We start from the raw sequence: 19,486 nt of genomic DNA, 5'->3' as shown, positions 1-19,486 counted from the left end.
GCGCCCGGGCACACCGCCCGGGCGCCTTCGTCGTCGCGAGACCCGTCGGGTCAGTCGGACGGCACCGCGCAGGTCTCCTCCGCCGCGGTCTGGCCCGGAGCGTCGACGGCGACGGGAGCGGGATCCGCCGGAGCCGCGCCGCCGTCCGCGGGCGCCTCCGCCGCGGGCGCCTCCTCAGCCGGAGCGTCGGAGGCGAGGGTCACCGGCTGGTCGTTGAGGACGCGGTTCATCAGCTCGGCGCCGACCTCGGCGTTCGGCACGACCTTGCCCGGGTAGTCCGGGTCGTCGAGCGCCGGGTACTGCACGAAGACCATCTTCGAGAGGTCGACGTCCTTCAGTGCGAGGGCGAGCGAGATCATCGTCGCCGGGCTCGTGAGCGACGTCGACAGGTGCACGTTCGACGAGGTCGCCTGCGCGAGTCCGTAGAGGGCGGGGATGTTCGAGAGGGTGTCGGCCGAGCGGACGGTGCGCATCAGCGAGGCCAGGTACTGCTGCTGCGACGAGATGCGGCTGAGGTCGCTCTGGTCGCCGACGCCGTGGCGGCTGCGGAGGAACGAGAGGGCCATCGACCCGGAGACGGTGGAGGTGCCGGCGGGCAGGTCGAGTCCCGAGTCGGTGTCGAGGATCGGACCCGTGAGGCAGATCGGGACGCCGCCGACGGCGTTGCTCATCTCGATGACGCCGTTGAAGGACACCCAGCCGGCGTAGGGCACCGTCAGGCCGGTGAACTGCTGCAGGGTGTCGTTGACGCAGGCGAGCCCGCCGTACTGGAACGCGGAGTTGAGCGGGACGCCGGCGGCGGCCTCGGTGACGACGCCCGTCTCGGGGTCGGTGCACGCGGGACGGTCCAGGATCAGGTCGCGCGGGAAGCTGATCACCGTCGCGCTGCGGTGGTCGGCCGAGACGTGGAGCAGGATGTTGACGTCGTTGAGCGTGTCGTCGCGGACGCCGAACGTGTCGCCCTGCGTGGCGTCGTTGTCGGTGCCGACCACCAGGACGTCGAAGCCGCCCTCGACCGCGCCCATCTGCACGTTCCCGGCGGTGGGAGGAGCGACGCCCAGATCGACCGCGTTGTCGGCGACGTTCCGGCTGATGTTCACCGTCGCGATCGCCACGAGCGAGGTGGCGCTGACGGCGAGGACGCCGACCACCGCCGCGATCCCGACCACCACTGTCCGCACCCCGGACCGCCGCCGGAGCCGCCCGTGCCGCACCGCGCGCTCGTGAACCCTCATGCGCTCCCACCCCTCGCCCCGCCCGCCCGTTCGCGGACGCAGTCGCTCGCCAGTGTAGGCAGGCCCCCTCCGATGCGGCGCGGAACGGCCCTGCTACCGTCGTGCGCGCATCGAGGAGCGGAGGAGGAGCCGTGGAACGCCGAGTCGTCGATCCCGTGACGCAGATCGAGTGGATCGTCCCGCCGTTCGCGACGGAGGAGGACACCCTCGCCCGCGCGCGGGCCGATCGGGAGGGGCGGCTCGCCGACCTCCGCCTGTACCCGGACCACTGCGCGGAGTATCCGCTCTGGGCGGTCGACGGCCCGGTCGACGACCCGGGTGCGATCGGCGTCCCGGAGGCCCTGCACGGACCACTGCTCCGCTGGCAGGAGCTCTGGGCCGCCGGATGCGACGTGTTCGAGGGCTGGAGGAGCGCCGAGGCGGAGGAGCGCTGGCTCGCCCTCGGCCGGGAGCTGCACACCGAGCTCGAGGCCGCCCTCTGGCTGTCGACCCGGGTGCTCGCCTGCTTCTGAGGACTGCCGCTCGGACATCCGCAGGAAAGCCGCCGCAACCCGTCCCCGGACCGGCCCCGGCGTGCCTACCCTGGACGGTGCGCTCTCCTCGTCTTCTGCAGCAGGTCGTCGGCAAGCTCGGCGGGCAGCGGCCCGCGGCCCCGGTGAGCCGTCGAGCGCAGCGCGCGCTCCTCGCCGAGCAGACGGTCCGCGGGGTGCTCGAGCTGGCCGTGCGGCTGGGCGAGACGCTGCTCTCGCTGGGGTCCGCGGCCGCCGAGGTGACCGAGACGATCCAGCGGGTATGCCGCGCGTACGGCATCGAGTGCCAGGTCGACCTCACCTTCACGTCGATCCTGGTCGTGCACGACGGAGGCGACGACTCCCCCAGCGTGAGCGTGCTGCGCGTCGTCCCCTCCCGCAGCGCCGACTACGAGCGGCTCGCCCGCGTGACGGCGCTCGTCACCGCCATCACCGAGGGCTCGCCGGAGGTGCGCGTCGCGGACGCCGTCGACTCCGCCGAGGCCCGCGAGGAGGCGCGGCACCAGTTCGAGGCCGCGCACGACCGGCTCGACGCGATCCTCGTCCAGCCGCACCGCTACCGCCGCGGGGTCGTCACCCTCACGCTCGCCCTGATGGCGGCGGGCGTCGCGCTCCTGCTCGGGGGCGGACCCCTCGTCGTGCTCCTCGCCGCCGCGACGGCCGCCGCGATCGACCTGGTCAACCAGCTGCTCGCCCGCTGGGGCCTGCCCGCCTTCTTCCAGCAGATCGCCGGCGCCGCGCTGGCGACCGGAGTGGCGGTGGTGCTCCTCGCGGTCGTGCCGCGGCTGCCCGTGGAGCTGGCGGTTCTGCCGCCCGCGCTCGTCGTCGCGTCGGGGGTGGTCGTGCTCCTCGCCGGGCTCTCGTTCGTGGGAGCGGCGGACGACGCGATCAACGGGTTCCCGATCACCGCGGGCGGCCGACTGCTCGAGGTCGGGCTGCTGACGCTGGGCATCGTCGTCGGCATCGCCGTGGTGCTGGACGGCGCGCGCTCGCTCGGGGTCGAGCTGGTGCTGGTCGACTCCTACGCCCGCCCCTGGCCGGCCGCCGTGCAGGTGCTCGGCGCCGGGGTCGCGGCGGGCGCGTGGGCGCTCTCGTCGCACACCCCGCCGCGGCCCGCGCTCATCGCCGCCCTCACCGGAGCCGGCGCGTTCCTGGTCTCCGACTCCCTGACCACTTCGGGCTTCGCTCCGCTGATGGCCAACGCGCTCCCCGCCCTGGCGATCGGACTGCTCGGCGAGATGCTGGCCGAGCGGATGCGGGTGCCCGCCGTGGTGACGACCGCGTGCGCGATCGTCCCCCTCCTGCCCGGCCTCACCCTCTACCGCGGCGTCCTCGGCCTCACCTCGAACGCCGGCCCGAGCGCCGGGATCGAGCTCCTGCTCCAGGCGGGCATGATCGCGCTGGGCCTCGCCGGCGGAGTCACGCTCGGCCGGATCGCCTACCGCCGCCTGCGCACCCCGATCGTGCGGGCGGTGGCGCCGGTCCGCGCCCGGACCCGCCGGGACCGCGGGATCGAGCAGGCCCTCGCCGCCGACGTCCTCTACCAGGACGCGCCCGAGATCGCGCAGGCCGACCTCGGGCAGGCGGGCGTCGCGGCGTCCGACCGGGCGGCACCGACCCCGGGTGAGCCCGCATCGCCGCCCGACGAGCCGGCGCCCCCGGCCGAGGAGCCGTTCGTCCGCACCGGAGTCGTCCCGATCGTCAGCACGATCGGCGTGACGGAGCCGGTACCGGTCGTCAGCGAGGAGGATCCTGCGGACCGGGGCTGACGGGCCGCGCGGAGCCGGGGACGGAGAGGCCGTGGACCGCGAGGTGGTCCTTCAGAGCGCGGGCGCCGGGCAGCCCGACCTGGCGCGCGACGAGCTCCAGCTCGACCGGCGTGACCGCCGGGTGCGTGCGGAGCAGCCTCTCCGCGGCCTCCGCTCGCGCGCGTCGGAGGAATCCTTTCGCCGTCGTGCCGGTCGGAGCGAAAGCACGCTGCAACCGCCTCTCGCCGACCGCGAGATCGGAGGCGAGGGCGCGGACGGAGAAGCCCGGGTCGCCGAGCCGCTCGCGGACGACGCGGCGAGCAGCGAGGACGAGGCGGCGGTCCGCAGAATCGAGCGTCCTCGGCAGGTCGGGCCCGATCCGATCGAGGACGTCGGAGGCGAGCGCCTCCAGCGCGATGCGGTATCCGGTCGGGAGGAGGGCCGCCGAGTCGTCGGCGCCCCCGAGGACCTCGTTGGCGAGGGCGGAGAGCGCACGGACGCTGCGGACGTCGTCCTGGACGATCACCGGCTCCCCTCCGAGCTGCAGATCGAACCGCGAGGAGGAGCTCGAACCGAAGACGATCTCGATCGTGCCGACCGAGTCGGTGTTCCTCGTCTCGAGGGCGCGCGTGGTCCGGCTGAACACGGCCTGCCCGCGCTCCACCCGGACGCCGCCCGCGGGCAGGAGGAACTCGAGTGCTCCCTCGGTGACCAGCGAGACGGAGACGCCGGGAGCACGCGCACCCCCCTGCCTGGTCTCCCCCGGCCCCCGGAGGATGCGCGCGAGGGCGAGATCCGGCGCGCGGCAGGCGTCGGCCGCCAGCCGGAACGCTCGTGCGGACGGCACGGTGGCGAACCCGCGTGCGCCGAGCCACGCGGTCGCGTCCGCGCCCCCCAGGCCCACTCTCCGCTCGATCCTCGACGGGTCGCTCCTCAGCATGCGCTTCCCCTCTCCGTGGTCGATCATCCTCCGAACTCCACCACACGCGTCTGGGCGGTGCTCGGTGGACGGTAATCCGCCACTCTCCGACGAGAATCCGTCCGATCGCGGCCCCGGCCTCGATCCGCGCACGCGGCTCGGTGAGGATCGGTCAGATCCACCCGAGGCCGCTGATCGGAATCCGACGCGCGCACCCGGGCCGGCCGCCCTTCGAGGCGACCGGACGGAGCGATCGCCTGCGGTGCCCCACCGCCGGCGTCGACCCGACACCGCGAACCGGACGGACCACCGTCCTCTAGGAGAGACCCCATGTCACACACCCCTCAGCTCGACGCGACGTCGACGGACGCCCTGTCCTCCGAAGCGCGCGAGGCGACCTCCCGCCGGACGATCGTGCGCGGAGCCGTCTGGGCCGCGCCGGTCGTGGCGGCCACGATCGCCGCCCCGCTCGCCGCGGCGTCGACGGTCCCGACCGACCCGCAGGTCGACCTGGCCACGGTGGTCCGGCGCCCGACCGAGGCCCCTGACGGGGCGGTCTCGGGGGGCGGCACCTTCAGCGGCAATCCGATGTACAAGGGCTACCGGGACCTGACGTTCGTCGCGACCTACCGCAACAACGGGCCCGACACGGTGCCCGCCGGCTCCGTCATCGGCTTCGGCCTGGCCTTCGCCGGCTACTGGGACTCGCTCGCGGTGCAGGAGAACCCCGCCTCGATCCCGCTGACCGACCTCGGCATCGACACCAGCGCGACCACCAAACTCGAGGAGGATCCCAACGTCTCGGTCAACATCAAGTGGTGGTCCCAGCGCGTGGAGAAGCCGCTCGCTCCGGGAGAGATCTTCAACCTGACCTACAAGGCCCAGCTCCGGGATCGCCCGTCGAACCCGTCAGGAGTGGGCTTCCCGAAGTACGACTCGCTCTCGATGCGGTCGCGATCGCGCATCATGGTGGGGTCGTCGGGCGCCGTCGACTCGAACGCCGAGAACAATCGCGACGTCAGCGACCGGTATTTCGCGATCGACAACTCGGCCAGCTCCCGCAACTAGCTCCTTCCGCACAGCACGGCTCCTCCTCTCGGCGGGTCGACCCCCTCGGGTCGGCCCGCCTCCGTCGTGCGGCCACGACAGCCGCGGCTCCGGCTCCCCGCTGCGAGCAGCCGCCCCGCCGGTCAGCCCGCGCCGCCCCGCACGACCGCGGTCCGGCGGGTGTCGATGACGATCACCGAGCCGAGCACGATCAGGGCGAGCGACACCGAGGCGAGCGTGTCGGTCAGCCAGTGGTAGCCGAGGTAGAGCCGGGCGACGATCTGGCCGGCGATCATCCCGAGCGAGAGCGCGAAGCCCCCGATCATCCAGCTCCGGGAGGAGCGGCGGGAGGCGAGGAGGAACGTGGTGATCAGGAAGAAGTCGCTCACGCCGGTGACGTGGCCGGAGGGGAACGAGAACGTGCCGTCGGGCCCGAGCAGCATGTACTCGACCGGCGGGCGCATCCGCATCACGAGGTGAGCGGCCAGCTGCACGCTGAGCATCCCGACGAGCATGCCGCCGGCCAGGAGGATCGGCCGCCAGAGGTGCCGGGCGAGGACGAACCAGAGCACGAGCACCGCCAGGATGATGACGGGCAGGTAGACCGGCCCGAAGACGGTGGCGAGCGCGTCCATCACGACGGTGCCCTCGGCGGAGCGCTTCTCGCGGAACCACTCGGCGACGACCGGGTCGAGGACCGTGAGGCCGGTGCCGCTCGCGACCTGCGCGGTGAAGGCCGCGAAGAGGACCACTCCGATGCCGATGAGGCCGAAGCCGGCGCGGTCGAGGCCGCGGCGCGCCTCCGGGGCCATCACGCGCTCCTCCACGAGGAACCGCTGGTGGAAGCGCGCGCGGCGCGAGAGGGCGGGGGCGGTCATCCGCTCACCCTAGGGCTGCGGAGGCGCCGCCGACCGGGCCGTTCGCTCAGCGTCCTGCCGCGTAGTGCGTCTGGATCTGCTCCGGCGTGAGGACCGTCGAGTACACCGCGGCGTAGCGCAGGCTCCCGCCGAAGTACGACGAGCCGACGTTCGGCCACTGGCCGCCGAGGCTGTCGTAGCCGATCTTCCAGGTGCCCGTCGTGTTCTCGGCCGTGCGGTACGTGCTGTTCGAGGCGACCTTCACGCCGTCGACCCAGAGCGCGATGCCCGCCGTCGGCGAGAGCGTGGAGACGACGTGGTGCCAGAGCCCGTCGTTGACGGCTCGGGTGCTCGTGATGGTCTGCGCGGCGCCGTTGTAGACGCCGAAGACGAGCTTGCCGTCGGCACCGATGTAGGTGTGGCGGTCGTACTGGCCGCCGGGAGCGGTGGCTCCCGCGCTGAAGCTGAAGAGCTTGCCGCCCGCGTTCGTGGTCTTGAACCAGATCTCGGTGCTGAAGGTGGCGGGGTTCCTGATCTCCAGCGGCGTGCTCAGGTACTGGTTGGTGCCGTTCGGCGTCCAGGAGCCGCCCGCGTCGCGCGGGCAGGCCTTGGGCGTCGCGGCGGAGCTGACCATCGCGGTCGGGAAGAGGCCGGTGGAGCGGTAGGTGCCCGGGTACTGGCCGGAGTCCGTGTCGGGAGCGGTCGTCGATCCGCTCGGCTGCGCGAGCGTGTAGGCGAAGAGCGCGGCCCCGCGGTCGGCGGCGAGGGCGCCGTCGCAGGTGAAGAACGCGGCGGCGCTGCCGACCGTGTTGGTCGAGTTCAGGATCGAGGCGGTGTACGCGCCGGAGGTGGCCGGGGCGGTGAGCAGCACGGCGGCCAGGGCGGCGGCGGCGAGGGCGGCGACGACAGACCTCGGGCGGGCGAGGAGAGTGCGCAGCCGCGCGGCCGGCGAGGCGGCGGAGAGGCGGTGCCGGCTCATGCCGTCTCCTCCTCGCGGGCGGCGCGGCGGCCGCGCTCGGCGGTCCGCTCCGGCTCGCCGGGGAGGCCGACGAAGACCGTGTAGAGCACCGGGATCGCGCAGAGCAGGACGAAGAGGACCCAGCCCCAGAACGGCAGGTGCAGAGCGGAGGAGAGGGCGTAGGCGTCTCCGTCGTGCGCCGGGATCTGCAGGCGGCCGACCTGTCCGGAGACCAGGTCCACGGGGTCGGCACCCTCGGCGCTCACGCGGATGGGGAGGACGCCTGTCGAGACGAGCGTGGCGTTCGTCGTGCCGCTGTCGACGGTGGCCTCGAGGACGACGATGCCGACCAGCGGGCGGAGCACGAAGACGGTGACGGACGCGACGAGCGAGAGGCCGAGGATCCGCATCGACGCCCGCTGGGTGGGCGAGGCGATGACGCGGGTGAGCAGCTGCACGAGGACGGCGCCGATGATCAGCAGCGGCAGGCCGCGCACGAGCCAGCCGAGCACCGGCAGCGCCGTGGTGACGACTCCGATGAGCTGGTCCTGGCCGGTGGCCCACGGATCGACGGCTCCGTTGATGTCGCCCTGGGTGCGGAGCGTGCCGTCGTCGGCGATCTCGACGACCCGGTGGGTGTAGGTCTCGTCGGGCGTGGTGGTGGGGTGGAAGCTGACCGCGTCGCCGACCCGGACGTCCTCGAGGGCCGTCGGCTCGGTGAGGACGAGGGTGCCGACCGGGGCGGCCGTGCCCATGGAGGGCGTCTGCACGATGAACCAGCGTCCGCCGGACGCGTGGAACAGGAGCGCCGCCGCGACCAGGACGGCCAGCAGAGCGGTCGTCGTCCCGATCAGGGCGGTGCGGAGGAGGGACCGGCGGGGGCGGTCGGTGCGGGGGCGAGCCGTCGGGGCGGGCGACTCGGGGAGGCGGAGGTCGGCGGTGTCGACGAGGGTCATCGTGTCCGCCTCCTCCGGCGTGGTGCGAGCGGGGCCGTGGGGGGCCGGCCCCGCTCGCGGTTCAGGGTGTGGGTGGTGGGGGTGGGGGGATCTCGGGGGGAGAGGGGTTCTCGGGGGCGTGCGCCGTGCGGCGCGGTTCTCGGGGGGGAGAGGGGGGTTCTCGGGGGCGGTGCAGGAGGAGCGCTGCGGGACGCTCCTCCCCCGGCCCGTCGCGCGGGGGCGCTCCGGGCCGGGTGGAGAGGGGATCAGCTCGCGAAGGTCCAGGTGAGCGGGAGCGAGGCGGACAGGCCCTGGTAGGCGTTGGTGGCCGACGAGTCGAGGGTCACGGCGATGGAGAAGGGGGTGGAGGTGCCGGGGGTGACCGGGGCGGTGTTGAGGGTCTTGACGGCCGAGCCGGCGAGGGTCGCGGCGGTGCCGGTGAAGACGGTGGTCCCGCCGGAGGTGATCACGACGTTGAGCTTGCCGCAGAAGTCGGTGGCGGAGCCGGAGGCACCGGCCGCGACGTTGTTGCTCTGCGAGCAGGTGGCGCCGGGGGTCAGCGTGAAGGTGTTGGCGGCGACGGTGCCGGTGTTCTTCAGCGTGATCGCGGTGGTGACGGTCTGGCCGGGGACCATCGTGGTCGATCCGCCGAACTTGTTGATGGTCGCGCAGGTCGCGGTGTTGGTGCTGATCGAGCCGCCGTCGGTGCTGAGGCAGGTGATGGGGCTGGCGCCGGTCGACTTCTCCTCCATGACGAGCGAGCCGGAGGCGGCGGTGTTGCCGGTGTTGGAGATGCTCGCGACGAAGCCGGACAGGGTGCCGGACATCGAGACGGAGAGGAGAGCGGCGGCGGCGATGCTCGTCGCGATGGCGAGGGGGGCGAAGCGGACGCGCTTGGACTTGGCGGTGTGGGTCGACATGGCAGGACTCCTGATCGGGTGGGGCGGGCTGGTGCTGAAGGGGGAGGGTCCGGCTGGTGTTCCGCCGAACTCGATTGATCGCTAAGTTACTTGATGGCAAAGATACATTGCAATCGTTCTTTCACCCCCTGTCCGGGTGACAGGCCGGGACCCCCGAGGGCGACCCGTACGATGACCCCAGCCCTACCCCGAGAAGGACGAATGACCACCGAGAGACCGACCCCGCGCGACGTCGACCAGGACGCGCCCGCCGTGCAGCTGCGGCAGTCGCTCCGCCTGCTCGAGAACGCGCAGCGGCACCTCCGCGCGAGCATCGCCGCGGGCGTGGGCGTGGGCATCTCGGAGCTCACCGCGCTCGAGGTCCTCGGCGAGTCGCCCGACCTCACGCCGAAGTGGCTGGGTCTCGAGCTCTCCCTCTCGACGGGCGCCGTGACCGCGCTCCTCGACCGGCTGGCGACCGCCGGCCACGTCGACCGGCTCGCCAACCCGCAGGACCGCCGCAGCGTCCTCCTGCGCCTCACCGCCTCCGGGGAGCAGCTGCTCGCGCAGGTGGACGAGCGCTACGACGAGGTCAGCGCGGAGGTGCTGAAGGCCTCCCCCGGGCTGAACGGCATGGCGGACGACCTGGCGCGTGCCGCCGCGGTCATCACCGCGCATACGATCCGCTGATCCGCGCCAGTCGCTAGGAGTCCAGCGCCCGGGTCAGGGTCCAGACGTTGCGCCCCTCGGAGCGCTCGTGCTCGAACGTGGTCGTCAGCGCCTGGATGAGGGCGAGCCCGCGGCCCGACTCCGCGAAGACGTCCGGCATCTCCCGCGGCCCCGTGCCGATGTCCGGCGGATCGGCCGTGTCGACCAGCTCCGCGTGGATCGCGTCGCCCTCGACGCGCACGACGAGGCGGCAGACGATCGTCGTCGTCGACGTCGCGTGCTGGATGACGTTGTCGACCAGCTCGACCAGCGCCGTCTCGATGGCCATGCGGTCGCGGGCCGGCAGGTCCGGCCGCTCGCCCCAGAGCCCGGCGAGCATCTCGTGGACGACCTCGGTGTCGTCCGGGGGCGTGCGGAACCCGACGCTGCGCTCAGTCACGGTACGCGTCGCCGGCCGTGTCGAAGAGGGTGAGCACCCGGTCCAGATTGGACAGCTGCAGCACCATCACGACCTGCTCGCTGGGCGCCGCGATCCGCAGGTCGCCGCCCGCCTGCCGCGCGGTCTTGAGAGCGCCGACCAGGGCGCCGAGGCCGGAGGAGTCCATGAACGTCACCGCGCTGAGCTCGACGACGATGCGGGGGCTGCCCTCGTCGATCGCCCGGCGGACGGCCGAGCGCAGCTCCGGAGCCGAGGCCGCGTTGAGCCGCCCCTCCCCCCGCAGCACGGCGATGTCGGGGGCGGTCGTCTCGGTCGTGAACGTCATGCGGGGTCCTTCTCGGCGGAGCGGTCGGCGCCCGTGCGGGTCAGCACGAGGGCGGTGATGTCGTCGGACGCGGAGCCGGAGGCGGCGAGCGCCCTCAGCGCCTGCAGGAACGCGGCGGTGTCGGCGGAGTCGCGGGCGAGGTCGACCGCGCGCGCCAGGGACTGCAGCGTCCCGTCGTAGAGGTCGAGGACGCCGTCGGTGAAGGCCAGGAGCGAGTCGCCGACCGCGAGCTCCACGGTCTGGGTGATCCAGCCGCCGTCCTCCGCGATGCCCAGCGGGAGGCCCAGTGCCGCGAGCCGCTGGAACGAGCCGTCGGCGCGGAGGAGGACGGTGAGCCCGTGGCCCGCGTCGACGAAGTCGATCCGGCCGGACGCGGTGTCGAGGCGCCCGTGGAAGAGGGTCGCGAAGGTCTCGGTGGCCGTGAAGTCGTCGTGCAGCTGGGCGCTCACCGCGCTGACGACCGCGTCGGGGTCGCCGCCCAGGCGCGCCCGGAACGCGGAGCGGATCGAGGCGGCCACGATCGCCGCTGCCGTCCCCTTGCCCATCACGTCCACGAGGGTCAGGTCGACCGTCTCGTCGTCGCCGCGCCAGCTGTAGAAGTCGCCGGTGATCGTCCACCGCGGCAGCGAGAGCCCCGAGAGCTCGTAGCCGGCGGGGTGGTGGAGGGAGGAGGGAGCCATCTGCGTCTGCATGTCGGCGGCGCGGTCGCGCTCCGCCGTGTCGCGCAGCTCGCGCTCGACCCACTCGCCGAACTCCTCGAGCAGCTGCCGCTCGTCCGGGGTGAGGCTCCGGGGCACGAAGTCGATGAGGCAGAGGGTGCCCAGCTGCAGGTCGCCCTCGACCGACAGCGGCCGCCCGGCGTAGAAGCGGACGTGCGGGTACCCCGCGACGTGCTCGTGCCCGACCCACGCCTCGTCGGCACCGAGGTCCGGCACGACGAAGGTGGTGCGCTTCTCGAGCGTCGCGTCGCAGAAGGTGCCGGCGCGCGGGTAGGCGAGCACGGCGTCCGGACGCTGTGGGGACTTCGTGAACAGCGTGGTGTCGTCGAGGAAGTGGATCTCGGCCACGGGCACGCGGAACAGCTCCTCGGCCATCCGCGTGATCCGGTCGAAGCGCTCCTCCGGAGCCGACCCCATCATCTCGAGCGCCTCGAGCGCCACCAGCCGCGGATCCTGCTCGGCCTCGATCATCCGTGCCCCCTTCCCCCTGCGCGCCGCGCCGGGACTCCCCGGAGCGCACACGCACCTCCGACCGTATCGCCCCGCTTGACGGGTGGGGGACCTTCGGCGCCTCTGTACCCCTCACGGGGTACGGCTGTCGCAGATCGCGCGGTCGGGAGCGTCGGCGGTGGCCGATCCCGGCCGTCCTCGCCTCCGTCTCTTGCCGCCGGACGGAGCGGACCCCTACTCTTCACCCGACGCTCCCCCGGCGACCCGCGAGCACCCGAAGCCCGCAGGCTCGTGGGCGTCGCCTCAGGAGCGCCCGTGCCCACCCAGCCGCGTCCCCTCCGCCGAACGCGCGCGGAGACGAACCGACCCTCTCGATCCGACGCGCCCCGGCGCGGGAGCCCGCTCGCTGCGGCGCTCCTGCTGGTGACCGCCCTGATCCTCCCGCTCGCCGCCGCGCCGACCGCGTCCGCCGTCGACTCGGCGGGCGACGAGTACGACGCGATGCGCCTCGGCCTCGTCGCCGACCTGACGGGCACGATCCCGGGCAGCGCGAGCGTCGGCGGCCTCGCCGCGGCGAAGGGCCGCCTCGTCGCCGAGGCCGAGGGCTACTGGTCGACGCTCGAGACCGACGGCGGCGAGCCCTGGCCCGACCTGGTCACGGGCACCTCGGCGGTGGAGGTGTGGGCCGCCTACAAGCGGGTCACCGTCCTCGCGACCGCGCTGAAGACCCCCGGCACCGCCCTCAGCGGCGACCCGGCGCTCCTCCGCGACGTCGTCACGACCGCCGACTGGCTCTCGGCGAACCGCTACAACCGCTCGACCACCGGCACCTCCCGCTGGTGGGAGCAGCAGATCGGCATCCCGCTCGAGCTGAACAGCATCACCGCCCTCCTCTACCCCGACCTCTCGGCGGCGCAGGTGCAGGCCTACCTGTCGGCCTCGACGCGCTTCGCCGACACCGTCACCCGGACCGGCGCCAACCGCGTCTGGACGGCGGCGGTCATCGCCGGGCGGGCGGTGCTGCTGAAGCAGCCGACGAAGATCGCGGAGGCGGCCGCCGGCATCGACCCGGCGCTGCGGACGGTGGCGTCCGGCGACGGCTTCCACGCCGACGGCTCCTTCGTGCAGCACAGCGTCTTCGCCTACAGCGGCGGGTACGGGCTCTCGATGCTCGACACCCTCGACGACCTGTACGCGCTGCTCGACGGCTCCCGCTGGGAGATCACGAGCCCGGAGGGGCTCGGCGTGTACGACCGGCTCGCCTCCTCCTTCGCCCCCGTCACCTGGTGCGGCGCCGTGATGTCGACGGTCCGCGGCCGCGAGACCGCGCGGGCGGAGTCGGAGGACGGCGACGTCGGCGTCCAGCTGCAGGCGGCGGTGCTGCGCCTCGCCGACAGCGCCCCTCCCTCGGCCAGGACACGGACGAACGCGCTGGCGAAGAGCTGGCTGGCCTGCAACGCCGGCAGCCCCGTGAGCATCGAGACGGCCGGATCCGTCAGCGACGTCGTGCGCGCGCGGCTCGTCCTCGCCGACACGGGCCTGACCGCGACCCCGATCGGCTCGGGCGTCCGGGCCTTCGCCGGGATGGACCGCTTCACGCGGACCACGGCGACCTCGGGCTTCGCCGTCGGCCTGTCGAGCACGCGGATCGCGCGCTACGAGTCGCTCAACGGCGAGAACCGCAGCGGCTGGTACACCGGCGACGGCGCGACCTCGCTCCACCTGGGCAGCGGGCGCCAGTACGACGACGGCTACTGGGCCACGGCCAATCCGTACCGGATGCCCGGCACCACCGAGGACACGATCGTCCGGAGCGCGGGCGAGGGCGCGTCGTCCCGCCCGACGACGACCTTCACCGGGAGCCTCGAGAGCCCGTCGCGGCGGACGGGGATCGCGGCGCTCGACTTCGACGCGGCGTCGGTGAGCCTGGTCGCGAAGAAGGCCTGGTTCACCTTCGACGACGAGATCCTCGCGCTCGGCTCCGGGATCACGGCGACCGACATGTCCGGGACCGGCTGGGACGGGGTGCGCCGGCGCGCGGAGACGGTGATCGACGACCGCCGCGACGTCGCTCCCGACGCGAGGCTCCGCGTGGACGGCGTCCTCCGCGGTGCGGAGGCGACCGCCACGAGCACCGCCCGCTGGGCCTCGATCACCGGTTCCGCGGAGTCGGTGGGCTACGTCTTCCCGGCGCCGATCGCCCTGACCGCGCAGGGACGGACCCGCACCGGAGCCTGGAGCGCCGTGAGCGCCGCCGGCTCGCCGGCGCCGGTGACCGGCCACTACTACTCCCTCACGACGAGCCACGGCACGAACCCGACCGGCGCCTCGTACGCGTACACGGTCCTCCCCGGCGCCTCCGAGGCGGCGACCGCCGCGTACGCCTCGGACCCGGACGTGACCGTGCTCAGCAACACACCCCAGCTGAGCGCCGCCCGCGACCGCTCGACCGGCACCGTGAGCGCCGTGTCGTGGAAGGCCGGGACCACGAGCCCCGTGCTCGTCGGAGGCACCCGGGTCGCGAGCATCACCGGCGCCGGACTGGTCTCGATCCGAGAGGACGCGGACACGGTGACCGTCTCGACCGTCGACCCGACGCAGGTCTCGACGAGCGCGCTCACCGTGACGCTCGCGCGGCCGACCGCGGGCACGGTGTCCTCGAGCGCCGCCCTGAGCGTGACGAGCAGGACGAGCACCGCGACGACGATCACGTTCCGGCCGAACGGGCTGAAGGGAGCGACGGCGTCCATCGTGCTCGCGAAGAGGGCCGCCACTCCGGCGCCGACGGCCACGCCCACACCGACCGCGACCCCCGCGCCGACCTCCACGCCGACCGCCACCGCGACTCCGCTCGCCGCCGTCGGGGCCGGCACCCACCAGAACGGCTCGCCGGCCGTCGCCGTCACGGGCACCTGGTCCACGACCTCCTCCTCCGCGGACAGCGGCGGCGGCGTCTCCTTCTCGTCGACGGGGGGCGCCTCGGCGACCCTCCGCTTCACCGGCACCGGAGTCTCGTGGGTGAGCCGCCGGTCCAGCACGTCCGGGATCGACGAGGTCCGCCTCGACGGCGTCCTCGTGGCCTCGGTCGACCGCTACAGCGCCACCACCCGCTCCGCCCAGACCGTCTGGACCAGCGGGACCCTGCCCGCCGGCACCCACACCGTCACGATCACCCGCGGCAGCACGCGGAATCCGGCGGCGACCGGGGGCAACCTGATCCACGACGCCTTCGTCGTGAGGGGCTGACCGCCCGGCTATCACCGGCCGCGGTGCCTGGCCAGGCCCTCGCCCGGTGGCGGGCGGGGCCCGTAGCGTCGCCCGGACCGATCGACCCGCCGGGGTCACGGCGAGAGGACGCGCCATGAGCAGCACGAGCGACATGATCCGGAGCCACCCCGAGGAGCTGCGCGGCGTCGATCCGGAGGTCCTGGCCGAGTGCATCGACGCGTGCGGCGCCTGCGCGCTCACCTGCACCGCCTGCGCCGACGCGTGCCTCGGCGAGGAGTCGGTCGCCGAGCTGGTCCACTGCATCCGCACCGACCTCGTTTGCGCCGACGTGTGCGCCGCGACCGGCGCCGTGCTCTCGCGCCGCGGCGTCGTCGGATCCGCGGCCGTCCGCGCCCTCGTCGAGGCCTGCCTCCTGGCCTGCCGCGCCTGCGCCGACGACTGCGAGCAGCACGCCGGGATGCACGAGCACTGCCGGATCTGCGCCGAGGCCTGCCGCCGCTGCGAGCAGGCGTGCGAGAGGCTGCTCGCGCAGCTCTGAGCGCGGGCGCCACCGCGGAACACCTCCCCCACCGGATTCGACGGGCGGCTGTCAACCGTCCTGCCCTGAGCGTCCGGCGCTCCTACGGTCGGTGGCGAGCACGGCGTCGTCGGGGCGCGGAGCGATCGCAGGCGGTCCTTCCGTCCCCGACGATCCGCAGACGCTCGAGATGGAGGACGACCGTGGCCCAGACCAGCACCGAGCGCGACCGCACCGCGCCCGACCCCGACGACTCCCGCAAGCCCGACGGACCGACCGAGGTCACCAAGCGCTCCTGGGGCTACGTCCTCAAGAAGACGCTCCGTGAATTCGGCGCCGACCAGTGCACGGACATCGCGGCCGGACTCACCTACTACGCCGTCCTCGCGCTGTTCCCCGGGCTGCTCGCGATCGTCTCGATCCTCGGCCTCTTCGGCCAGGCCGAGACCACGACCGACACTGTGCTCGAGATCGCCGGCGGATTCGTGTCGGCCGACGTCCTCGACACGGTCCGCGGCCCGATCCAGGAGCTCACCTCCAGCCCCGCCGCCGGTCTGGCCTTCGTCACCGGTGTCCTCGGCGCCCTCTGGTCCGCCTCCGGCTACGTCGGCGCGTTCGGGCGCGGCATGAACCGCGTCTACGAGATCGACGAGGGCCGCCCGATCTGGAAGCTGCGCCCCACGATGCTCGCCGTCACCCTCGTGACGGTCCTCCTGCTCGTCATCGCCGGACTGATCCTCGTGCTCAGCGGTTCGATCGCGCAGACCATCGGCGACGCGATCGGCCTCGGCGAGGTCGCCCTGACCGTGTGGAGCATCGCCAAGTGGCCGGTGCTGATCGCGATCATGGTCGTCATCGTCGCGGTCCTCTACCACTGGTCCCCCAACGTGCGGCAGCCGAAGTTCCGCTGGACCAGCATGGGCTCGATCCTCGCCCTCGTCGTCTGGGCGCTGGCCTCGGCCGGCTTCGCGTTCTACGTCGCCAACTTCAGCAACTACAACAAGACCTACGGCGCGCTCGGCGGCGTGATCGTCTTCCTCCTCTGGCTCTGGATCACGAACCTCGCCCTGCTCTTCGGGGCGGAGTTCGACGCCGAGCTCGAGCGCGGCCGCCAGCTGCAGGCCGGCATCGAAGCCGAGGAGCACATCCAGCTCCCGCCCCGCGACACCCGGCAGAGCGACAAGAAAGCCGAGAAGCACGCCGAGGACGTCGCCGACGGCCGCGAGCTCCGCGAGAGCGCCGGACACCCGGAGCGATGACCCCGATCGGGCGGGACCTCCCGGCCCATGAGGGGAGCCGCCTCCCCGCGGCAACCCTCTTGAGGGCCCGCGGGCGGCGCGCGGAGGCTGGACGCATGCGGAAACTGCACTACTCCAGCGGCCACCTCCTCGTCGGCGACCTGACCTGCAAGGCGGTCCTCCGGTACGCCCGGGCCCTCGCGGACGTCAACAAGTCGGACGTCGTCTCGGTGCCTGTCCTGACCGAGGGCGGCGGCCGCGCCTACGCCCACCTGCTGATCGGGCCGGCGAGCCAGCTCTGGACGCTGCCGATCGACAGCAGCGAGGTGGAGGAGCCGGACGACGCGGAGGTCATCGCCCGCATCGAGCTCGAGACGCACCGCATGCAGCCGGCCCGTCCCTCGTGGAGCGAGGAGATGACGGACGTCCCTCCGCTGGACTTCCTCGAGTACACGGACATCGCCGACCTCGAGGACGCCCGGCGCGACCCGACGGACTAGGCCGCCGCCGGCTCCTCGGTGGAGCGGGAGTCGCTGAGGGACAGCGAGCCGATCGTCGCGATCACGCCGACGAGGACCGCCACGACCAGGAAAGCGACCCGCTCACCCGCGAAGAAGCTCCGGACGAGGTCCGCGCTCCACGCGCCCGCCGGGAGGGTGGTCGCCACCAGTGCGGCGATCAGCGTTCCGACGACGGCCGTGCCGATGCTGGTGCCGATCTCCTGGGCCGTGTCGTTGAGCGCCGCACCGATCGACGTGCGGTTCGCGGGCATCGCCTCGACGAGGGCGACGGCGCAGATGGTCATGATCGTCCGCAGGCCCACCGTCATCACGACCATCATCACGGCGATCGCGAGGTAGCCCCGGTCCACCGCCCAGGACATCCCGAGCAGCGCGCCGACCAGGAGCCCGGTGCCGATCAGGCAGGCCGCGCGGTGCCCCAGCTTCGCGGCGAGGCGCTCGGTGACCGGAGTGGCGGCGAGCATCGTGACGATGACGGGCAGGTTCGCGAGGCCGGCGCGCACCGGACTCCAGCCGTAGGCGTACTGGAAGTGCAGGATCAGGCCGAACAGGACGCTCGCGAAGGCGACCGAGGCGCCGAGCTGCGTGAGCGCCGCTCCCCGCGCGGGGCCGGCGCGGAAGATCGCGAGGTCGATCATGGGCGAGACGGCGCGGCGCTCGCGGACGACGAATCCCGCGACGGCCGCGACGGTCCCCGCGGCGCAGGCGATCGTGAGGAGCGACAGCCAGCCGTTCTCGACTCCGCTGGTGAGTGTGTAGCAGCCGAGCCCCACCGCGGCGACGGTGAGGGCGGTCCCCGGCAGGTCGAGCCGACCGGAGGTGAGGTCGGCGCGCCGGTCCGCGGGGACTCCGAGGCGCACGCCGATCCAGACCAGCAGCGCGATCGGGGCGTTGACGACGAGCAGCCACTGCCAGCTGACGGTGCTGAGGATCGAGCCGCCGAGGAGGGGGCCGAGGACCATGCCGGACATCCCGACGATCATCACGATCGTGATCGACCGCATGCGGAGTCTCTCGTCGTCGAAGAGCCGGAACACCAGCGACATCGTGACGGGCGCCATGGCGGCCGCGGCGCAGCCGAGCGCCGCGCGGAGGGCGATCAGCTGGCCGATGTCGGTGACGAGGACGACGGCGAGGCTGATCAGCCCGAACGCGGCGAGGCCGGTGAGGAGCACGCGGCGGCGGCCGAACCGGTCGGCGGCGGACCCGGCTGTCAGCAGCAGCCCGCCGAAGGTCAGGGAGTAGGCACCGGTCACCCACTGCAGTCCGGCGGTCGACCCGTCGAGTGAGCGTCCGATCGTCGGGAGGGCGATCGAGAGCAGCGTGTTGTCGACCATCTCGACGAAGAACGCGAGGCAGAGAGCGGCGAGCGGGAGTGCCGCGGAGCGGAGGGAGGTGTGAGCGCGGGACTCGGAGGAGGTGGTCGTCGGAGCGGACATCGAGGCGCCTTCCTATCGAACGCCGTTCGACTCTCGTACGGCGTTCGATAGTATGGAACGCCGTTCGGTAAGATGCAAGCCATGCCTGCAGATCGCCCGACGGAGACCGCTGCCGCGCCCTCCCTCGCCCGGGGCCGCCGCCGAGCGTCGCACTCGCTCGACACCGTGCTGGCCGAGGCGATCGCGATCCTCGACGAGTCCGGGGAGTCGGCCCTCACGTTCCGCGCGCTCGCGGCCCGACTCGGCGGCGGTGTGGCGAGCATCTACTGGTACGTCGGCAGCCGCGACGAGCTGCTGGAGCGGGCGACCGACGAGGTCATGGGCCGGGTCCTCGCCGAGAGCGAGCCGCTCACCCACGGGCCGGACCCGATCGACAACGTCCGCGGCGTCGCGCTGGCCCTCTTCGACGAGTGCGTCCGCCGACCCTGGTTCGGCCTCTACATGCTCCGCACGACCGGGGTGCAGCCCAACTCGATGGCGATGTACGAGCGCCTCGGGCAGCAGCTCATGGCTCTCGATCTGACGCCCCGGCAGCGGTTCCACGCCGTGTCGTCCATCGTCAGCTACGTAGTCGGAGTCGCGGCCGACCTGGCGCAGCCGCCGCCCCGCGAGTTCCTCGAGAGCGGGATGGAGAGGGGCGAGTTCCTCGAGCACCTGGCCGACCGCTGGCGCGCCCTCGATCCGGAGAAGTTCCCCTTCGGCCACCACGCGGCCGACGTCATGGCGACGCACGACGACCTCGACGTGTTCCGCTCCGGCCTCGACCTGCTGCTGGCCGGGCTCCGACTGCAGGCGGGGCGGGGCTGAGGCCTC

At 73.1% G+C, this 19,486-nt stretch carries 19 protein-coding genes; 9 read left to right on the top strand and 10 right to left on the bottom strand.

Annotation, left to right across the window (positions count from 1 at the left end):
- Positions 1–50: 50 nt before the first annotated feature.
- Positions 51–1,235 carry an LCP family protein gene (locus GSU40_RS02080; protein ID WP_160033364.1) on the bottom strand — a complete coding sequence of 395 codons (1,185 nt, stop codon included), beginning with the start codon at positions 1,233–1,235 and terminating at the stop codon, positions 51–53.
- 131 nt (positions 1,236–1,366) lie between these two features.
- On the opposite strand from GSU40_RS02080, the gene GSU40_RS02075 reads away from it, so the two are divergent.
- Entirely contained in the window at positions 1,367–1,747 is a 381-nt protein-coding gene (locus tag GSU40_RS02075) for a hypothetical protein (RefSeq protein WP_160033362.1), read from the top strand.
- Positions 1,748–1,824: 77 nt separating this feature from the next.
- Positions 1,825–3,534 carry a threonine/serine exporter family protein gene (locus GSU40_RS02070; RefSeq protein WP_160033360.1) on the top strand — a complete coding sequence of 570 codons (1,710 nt, stop codon included), beginning with the start codon at positions 1,825–1,827 and terminating at the stop codon, positions 3,532–3,534.
- Here GSU40_RS02070 and GSU40_RS02065 read toward each other — a convergent pair.
- Positions 3,503–4,480 (bottom strand): hypothetical protein, encoded by a 978-nt coding sequence (locus GSU40_RS02065; RefSeq protein WP_160033358.1) that lies wholly within the window; start codon positions 4,478–4,480, stop codon positions 3,503–3,505. The two genes, GSU40_RS02070 and GSU40_RS02065, sit on opposite strands and share 32 nt — an antisense overlap.
- A gap of 282 nt (positions 4,481–4,762) precedes the next feature.
- On the opposite strand from GSU40_RS02065, the gene GSU40_RS02060 reads away from it, so the two are divergent.
- A complete protein-coding gene (locus tag GSU40_RS02060; protein ID WP_160033356.1) occupies positions 4,763–5,500 on the top strand; it encodes a hypothetical protein in 738 nt (245 codons plus the stop codon).
- Between the two features lie 122 nt (positions 5,501–5,622).
- Here GSU40_RS02060 and GSU40_RS02055 read toward each other — a convergent pair whose 3' ends face one another.
- The 4 genes from GSU40_RS02055 to GSU40_RS02040 all read right to left on the bottom strand — a co-directional run bounded on the left by GSU40_RS02055 (position 5,623) and on the right by GSU40_RS02040 (position 9,149).
- Positions 5,623–6,357: a phosphatase PAP2 family protein gene (locus tag GSU40_RS02055; RefSeq protein ID WP_160033354.1), complete on the bottom strand. Its 735-nt coding sequence runs from the start codon at positions 6,355–6,357 to the stop codon at positions 5,623–5,625.
- Between the two features lie 46 nt (positions 6,358–6,403).
- Positions 6,404–7,315, bottom strand: a complete 912-nt coding sequence (locus tag GSU40_RS02050) for a LamG domain-containing protein (protein ID WP_160033352.1) — start codon at positions 7,313–7,315, stop codon at positions 6,404–6,406.
- On the bottom strand, positions 7,312–8,250 hold the full coding sequence (locus GSU40_RS02045) for a S26 family signal peptidase (protein WP_160033350.1): 939 nt from the start codon (positions 8,248–8,250) through the stop codon (positions 7,312–7,314). The genes GSU40_RS02050 and GSU40_RS02045 overlap by 4 nt, the downstream gene beginning before the upstream one ends.
- Positions 8,251–8,495: 245 nt before the next feature.
- Positions 8,496–9,149 carry a hypothetical protein gene (locus GSU40_RS02040; protein ID WP_104234050.1) on the bottom strand — a complete coding sequence of 218 codons (654 nt, stop codon included), beginning with the start codon at positions 9,147–9,149 and terminating at the stop codon, positions 8,496–8,498.
- Between the two features lie 201 nt (positions 9,150–9,350).
- Between GSU40_RS02040 and GSU40_RS02035 the strand changes: the two genes are divergently transcribed.
- The gene (locus GSU40_RS02035; RefSeq protein ID WP_104224277.1) at positions 9,351–9,818 is read left to right on the top strand and encodes a MarR family transcriptional regulator; all 468 of its coding nucleotides are present in this window, start codon (positions 9,351–9,353) and stop codon (positions 9,816–9,818) included.
- 13 nt (positions 9,819–9,831) lie between these two features.
- Here the strand turns inward: GSU40_RS02035 and GSU40_RS02030 are convergent, their stop codons facing one another.
- From GSU40_RS02030 to GSU40_RS02020, 3 genes are read right to left on the bottom strand one after another with little or no spacing between them, the layout of a single operon-like run.
- Entirely contained in the window at positions 9,832–10,236 is a 405-nt protein-coding gene (locus GSU40_RS02030) for an ATP-binding protein (protein ID WP_160033348.1), read from the bottom strand.
- Positions 10,229–10,561, bottom strand: a complete 333-nt coding sequence (locus tag GSU40_RS02025; protein ID WP_104227127.1) for an STAS domain-containing protein — start codon at positions 10,559–10,561, stop codon at positions 10,229–10,231. The genes GSU40_RS02030 and GSU40_RS02025 overlap by 8 nt, the downstream gene beginning before the upstream one ends.
- Positions 10,558–11,751 carry a GAF domain-containing SpoIIE family protein phosphatase gene (locus tag GSU40_RS02020; protein ID WP_104282584.1) on the bottom strand — a complete coding sequence of 398 codons (1,194 nt, stop codon included), beginning with the start codon at positions 11,749–11,751 and terminating at the stop codon, positions 10,558–10,560. The genes GSU40_RS02025 and GSU40_RS02020 overlap by 4 nt, the downstream gene beginning before the upstream one ends.
- A gap of 402 nt (positions 11,752–12,153) precedes the next feature.
- Here GSU40_RS02020 and GSU40_RS02015 point away from each other — a divergent pair, with 402 nt between their 5' ends.
- The 4 genes from GSU40_RS02015 (at position 12,154) to GSU40_RS02000 (ending at position 17,213) form a co-directional block, all read left to right on the top strand.
- Positions 12,154–14,976, top strand: coding sequence for a polysaccharide lyase 8 family protein (locus tag GSU40_RS02015; RefSeq protein WP_160033346.1), 2,823 nt, complete (start codon positions 12,154–12,156; stop codon positions 14,974–14,976).
- Between the two features lie 115 nt (positions 14,977–15,091).
- Positions 15,092–15,496: a four-helix bundle copper-binding protein gene (locus GSU40_RS02010; RefSeq protein WP_160033344.1), complete on the top strand. Its 405-nt coding sequence runs from the start codon at positions 15,092–15,094 to the stop codon at positions 15,494–15,496.
- A 182-nt stretch (positions 15,497–15,678) separates the two neighbouring features.
- On the top strand, positions 15,679–16,734 hold the full coding sequence (locus tag GSU40_RS02005) for a YihY/virulence factor BrkB family protein (protein ID WP_104340150.1): 1,056 nt from the start codon (positions 15,679–15,681) through the stop codon (positions 16,732–16,734).
- A 95-nt stretch (positions 16,735–16,829) separates the two neighbouring features.
- A complete protein-coding gene (locus GSU40_RS02000) occupies positions 16,830–17,213 on the top strand; it encodes a hypothetical protein (RefSeq protein ID WP_160033342.1) in 384 nt (127 codons plus the stop codon).
- Here GSU40_RS02000 and GSU40_RS01995 read toward each other — a convergent pair.
- Positions 17,210–18,673 carry an MFS transporter gene (locus GSU40_RS01995; RefSeq protein ID WP_160033340.1) on the bottom strand — a complete coding sequence of 488 codons (1,464 nt, stop codon included), beginning with the start codon at positions 18,671–18,673 and terminating at the stop codon, positions 17,210–17,212. The two genes, GSU40_RS02000 and GSU40_RS01995, sit on opposite strands and share 4 nt — an antisense overlap.
- 81 nt (positions 18,674–18,754) lie before the next feature.
- Here GSU40_RS01995 and GSU40_RS01990 point away from each other — a divergent pair, with 81 nt between their 5' ends.
- Positions 18,755–19,480: a TetR/AcrR family transcriptional regulator gene (locus GSU40_RS01990; protein WP_208543348.1), complete on the top strand. Its 726-nt coding sequence runs from the start codon at positions 18,755–18,757 to the stop codon at positions 19,478–19,480.
- The last annotated feature ends 6 nt before the right edge of the window (positions 19,481–19,486 follow it).

Origin of the sequence: Rathayibacter sp. VKM Ac-2805, assembly GCF_009834265.1 — a bacterium.
Taxonomy (GTDB): domain Bacteria; phylum Actinomycetota; class Actinomycetes; order Actinomycetales; family Microbacteriaceae; genus Rathayibacter.
Note: the sequence above shows the minus strand (reverse complement) of the source record. Positions and strands in the feature narration are given on the sequence as shown.

Bases quoted from the DNA above. Each gene is read 5' to 3' on its own strand.
- GSU40_RS01995 (WP_160033340.1), bottom strand. From the start codon at position 18,673: ATGTCCGCTCCGACGACCACCTCCTCCGAGTCCCGCGCTCACACCTCC.
- GSU40_RS02010 (WP_160033344.1), top strand. From the start codon at position 15,092: ATGAGCAGCACGAGCGACATGATCCGGAGCCACCCCGAGGAGCTGCGC.
- GSU40_RS02000 (WP_160033342.1), top strand. From the start codon at position 16,830: ATGCGGAAACTGCACTACTCCAGCGGCCACCTCCTCGTCGGCGACCTG.
- GSU40_RS02040 (WP_104234050.1), bottom strand. From the start codon at position 9,149: ATGTCGACCCACACCGCCAAGTCCAAGCGCGTCCGCTTCGCCCCCCTC.
- GSU40_RS02050 (WP_160033352.1), bottom strand. From the start codon at position 7,315: ATGAGCCGGCACCGCCTCTCCGCCGCCTCGCCGGCCGCGCGGCTGCGC.
- GSU40_RS02055 (WP_160033354.1), bottom strand. From the start codon at position 6,357: ATGACCGCCCCCGCCCTCTCGCGCCGCGCGCGCTTCCACCAGCGGTTC.
- GSU40_RS02025 (WP_104227127.1), bottom strand. From the start codon at position 10,561: ATGACGTTCACGACCGAGACGACCGCCCCCGACATCGCCGTGCTGCGG.
- GSU40_RS02045 (WP_160033350.1), bottom strand. From the start codon at position 8,250: ATGACCCTCGTCGACACCGCCGACCTCCGCCTCCCCGAGTCGCCCGCC.
- GSU40_RS02035 (WP_104224277.1), top strand. From the start codon at position 9,351: ATGACCACCGAGAGACCGACCCCGCGCGACGTCGACCAGGACGCGCCC.
- GSU40_RS02060 (WP_160033356.1), top strand. From the start codon at position 4,763: ATGTCACACACCCCTCAGCTCGACGCGACGTCGACGGACGCCCTGTCC.
- GSU40_RS02020 (WP_104282584.1), bottom strand. From the start codon at position 11,751: ATGATCGAGGCCGAGCAGGATCCGCGGCTGGTGGCGCTCGAGGCGCTC.
- GSU40_RS02065 (WP_160033358.1), bottom strand. From the start codon at position 4,480: ATGATCGACCACGGAGAGGGGAAGCGCATGCTGAGGAGCGACCCGTCG.
- GSU40_RS01990 (WP_208543348.1), top strand. From the start codon at position 18,755: ATGCCTGCAGATCGCCCGACGGAGACCGCTGCCGCGCCCTCCCTCGCC.
- GSU40_RS02080 (WP_160033364.1), bottom strand. From the start codon at position 1,235: ATGAGGGTTCACGAGCGCGCGGTGCGGCACGGGCGGCTCCGGCGGCGG.